The organism is Spiroplasma endosymbiont of Lariophagus distinguendus (genome assembly GCF_023846195.1).
GTDB lineage: Bacteria > Bacillota_I > Bacilli_A > Mycoplasmatales > VBWQ01 > Spiroplasma_E.
In genome coordinates this window covers 1-3,923 of record NZ_JALMUW010000074.1, presented here as the reverse complement: position 1 = coordinate 3,923, position 3,923 = coordinate 1, and the positions used below count along the sequence as shown (strand labels likewise).

At 23.0% G+C, this 3,923-nt stretch carries 5 protein-coding genes; 4 read left to right on the top strand and 1 reads right to left on the bottom strand.

All coding sequences use genetic code 4. The annotated features are described in order from the left end of the window. Positions 1–502 (bottom strand): hypothetical protein (locus M0D11_RS05330; RefSeq protein ID WP_252320778.1); only part of this gene is annotated, 502 nt, incomplete at its 3' end. A gap of 278 nt (positions 503–780) precedes the next feature. Here M0D11_RS05330 and M0D11_RS05325 point away from each other — a divergent pair. The 4 genes from M0D11_RS05325 to M0D11_RS05310 form a co-directional block, all read left to right on the top strand. Further along, the gene (locus tag M0D11_RS05325; RefSeq protein ID WP_252320776.1) at positions 781–1,962 is read left to right on the top strand and encodes a prolipoprotein diacylglyceryl transferase; all 1,182 of its coding nucleotides are present in this window, start codon (positions 781–783) and stop codon (positions 1,960–1,962) included. 105 nt (positions 1,963–2,067) lie between these two features. Continuing rightward, complete coding sequence (locus M0D11_RS05320; protein ID WP_252320774.1) at positions 2,068–2,394, top strand: hypothetical protein; 327 nt, start codon at positions 2,068–2,070, stop codon at positions 2,392–2,394. A 19-nt stretch (positions 2,395–2,413) separates the two neighbouring features. Further along, positions 2,414–3,472: an MSC_0882 family membrane protein gene (locus M0D11_RS05315; RefSeq protein WP_252320772.1), complete on the top strand. Its 1,059-nt coding sequence runs from the start codon at positions 2,414–2,416 to the stop codon at positions 3,470–3,472. Between the two features lie 62 nt (positions 3,473–3,534). Further along, the coding region (locus M0D11_RS05310) for a hypothetical protein (RefSeq protein WP_252320770.1) at positions 3,535–3,923 on the top strand (389 nt) is incomplete at its 3' end.

The following is a 3,923-nucleotide window of genomic DNA, read 5'->3' as shown; positions in this document are numbered from 1 at the left end:
AAGTGCCAAGGGCCAAGTGCCCCATTCCAACCCCTTGATTTGTTCCTATATAAATATTATTTTCTTTGTCAAAAGTCATTGCTAATAATTGATGTGAACTTAAAGTATATTTTTCAGCAAGTTGATCATTTTTAAGAATATAAACTTTTAATTCATTATTTTTTTCATTATAAGTTCCAACATAAATTGTGCCATTAGGTGTTGTAATTAGTGATTTTATTTTATAATCATAATTAAGTAAATTTATTTCTTCAAAAGATTGACCATTGTCACTTTTATAAACAATACCTTCACTATTAACGGCATAAGTTTGTTCCCCCTTAAAAGTTAAACTATTAATTTCACCAGTAGTGCCTGTCATTTTGTTAAAGCTAATTTTAGAAACATTGTTTTTATTTAAAAAAGTAGTATTTTGATTGCTATTAATTATTTTATTATTTGATAATATCATCCCTAAACTTGTAACAGTGGTAATTAATAATAACAATTGTTTAAATTTCATTTTTATTCCCTCCTTTTTTTAAAAATTAAATTAAGATTTAGCAAAAATACATTATTTTTTGTATTTGTTTTTTGGTAAATCTTAATTTAAGTTTATATTTGCAAAAAATAATATACAATAAAAAAACTAAAAAAATGTGAATTACAATTACACTTTATCAAAATTATATATGTAATATGTATTGTTTGCCTTTATTTATATTGTGATTCTTAGTTAGTTATGGTATTCTATTATGGTATTCTATATTAAAAGATGGTCTTGTAAGTGAGGTGTTTGTTATGTTAAATTTAGATTTTGTTGGACCTCACGGCATTACTGATACTTATGGTGGATGGTTTCATGTTTATGCATTTGCTATTATGTCAGGTATTTTTGCTTCAATTATTGCTTCTTGAGTAAAATTTAAACGTTATCGTGTTCCTACTGATTCTTTAGCATGATCAATAATATTTATTATTCCTGCTTCATTATTTGGTGCTAGTTTTCTTGGTAAGGATGATCCTGATAAGTCAATTAGTTTTTTTGAAAAATTTGCATTTTGAAAACCAGGGATGTCTATTCATGGTGGTGTTTTATTTGGCATTATTGCTGGTGCAATTATTTTTTACTTTGTTGGTCGTAAGTATAAAATATCATTATGAATATATGGCGATTTAATTATTCCTAATATTTTATTAGGGCAGATATTAGGACGTTGAGGTAATTTCTTTAATCATGAATTACTTGGTAACGTTGTAAGTTGTGATTCATTATCATGATTACCTGCTTTTATTCGTGATAATTGTTTTAAATTAATTGGTGGACCAAGTGGTAATCCCGAAATGATTAATGGTGAAATTGTTTATCGTGCACCAATATTTCTTTATGAATCAATTGCTAATTTAGGTTTATGATTAGCGATTACATTTATTGTTCCAAATCTTGGTAAATGATTTGGTAAAAAGCCATGAAAAGTAGAGCCAGATAAGTTTCAATTTGATTTTAAAGATAATTTTAAATACTGAGGAAAAATAACTTTTAATCCAAAATATTGAAATAAAGTAAATCGTGATCCAAAGCATTTGACTTGAACTAAAATGTGAAATGAAGTTTACTATTATAATCAAGTACCAAAAAATGTAGTAAATAAAGCATTAGCAGAAGTCAAACCTTCTGGTAAGAAAATTAATGATTATATAAATAAAAGCAAAAAACTTTATGAAATAAATAATCTACATCATTATCGAATGATGCATGCAGGTGTTCAAATGGGACTTTACTTTTTTGGATGAAATTTAATTAGATTTATTTTAGAGTTACAGCGCCCACCAGAAGATTTATTTTTAATTAATCGTCCAATCCTTGATTATACAATTTTATTATTGATTACTTTCTTTGGTCTGTTTCTAGCAATATTTGCACAATTTGTTGCAGCAAAATATTTACGTAGCGAAGGATGAACATATGAAAAAGAATATTAATAATATTCTTTTTTATTATTAAAATAATTATTATAACAGAAAATAAGCTATTAAATAGATAATATTAATTAGATTTGGTGTTTTTGTTATAATATTTATATACTAATGTATGAGGTGAAATTAGTGTTAGCAGTAGTAAGTGATGATAGTAGTACTAATACCATTAAGTTTTTAGGTTTTGAGATTCCAATTACTACTTTTTTATATTCAATGGGTGGGTTAGCACTTTTGATTTTTCTGTTATTATTATCAATTTTATTAATAATGTATTTACGCAAAAGGATTTCTATTAAAGGATACTTAAGTTTAGAAGAAAAAGATTATCAATTTGAAGATAAAATTTTGGAAATTGAACATGAAATTGCCAAATTACAAAGAAAATTTTATTCAAGTAAACATATTTCTAAAAAGACAAAAAAATATTTTAACTAATTAAATGTAGGTGATGTATATGTCTAAAATAAAATTTAAATTATTTGATAAATTTTTTTCACAAAAAAATAGGTTATCAGATAAAGAAGGTTATCAAAAATCAACTAATAATAACACTTATTTTAGCAATGTTGTACCACCAATTAATAAAAATAAAGAAAATATTCATAATTCTGATTTTAATGAAAATGATTATAATGAAAAAAAATATGATGGTAAAAATATACAAGTTACTAGTTCTTATATAATACCTTTACAAGAAAAAAAGACAGTGCCGATCAATGAAAACTTTACTAAAGAAAAAGATATGTATTATGATCAACCACAAACATTTAATACTATGGAAATAGTTAGTTATAAAAATAGTTTTAAAATTCCAAAACCAATTAGCAGAGAAATTAAATCAGAGAAGCTAAAACAATTGATTTTATTATTTATTGGTGTTATGACATTAATTATTGCTTCAACTTTTATTGGTTTATATTTTGGTATGATTAACATAAAAATTATTCCTCATCCTGTAATTACTATTCCATTAGCAATTATTGCTCTTACTATTATTTTGATTAATATTATTGAATTTGTGACATTAAGAAGAGAAGTGGATTTATATATTGAAAGAACACTAAAAGGATCGCTATTACCTCCTAATTTTATAATTAGAAATTATCGTAAAATTCATGCTAACTTGATAATTGTTAATTGAATAAGTATTAGTAGTTATATTGTTCTTGGTATTATTATTGGCATTATGTTTTTGATTAGTGGTCAGAAATTAACTTTTATTATTCAAAAATGAACAGTTAATGTTCCTGATATTATTAAAGATGCAATAACATTAACAATTATTTTAGGTGTTATTTTCTTTATTCATATGATTAATATTGTTATTTTTAAATTTCGTAAACGTAATATTATAAGTTATTATGGCTATGAAATTATTAATCCACAAGAGCTAAATCAATACAAAAAAAAGATAAATAGAATATGTATGATTATTACTATTGGTTTTACTGCTTTAATATTTTTTGCAATTGTTATTCCAATATTTGTATTAAAAAGAAGAAAGAAAAAGTAGTTATTATTTATAATATATATATATATATATATAGTAATAATCATTTTTATAAGGTGTTAATTATGTCAAAAAATTTAAATAAATGAGGAAGAGAAACAATTACTTTCAATGAATTCCAAAATAAAAAATGTCAATTTAAAAGTTGTGAAGAAAATATTTTTAGTCATAGTTTAGATTTAAATTATTTTAAAAAAATGATTTTTGAACATTTAACAAATTTAAATAAATTAGAACAAAATAAAGAGTTATTTAAATTTAGTAACTCTATATATGCATCTGATTTTTGCAAAAATCATTTATTTGAAATATATTTTTCTTATTTAACTAAACTTAAGATTATTGATTTTTTAATTCCTCGTTCAAATAAAATAATAGAGTCATGATTTTTTGATTTTTTAATATATAATCAAACTAATGATGAATGATTAAGATGTTACCATGATAATAAAGG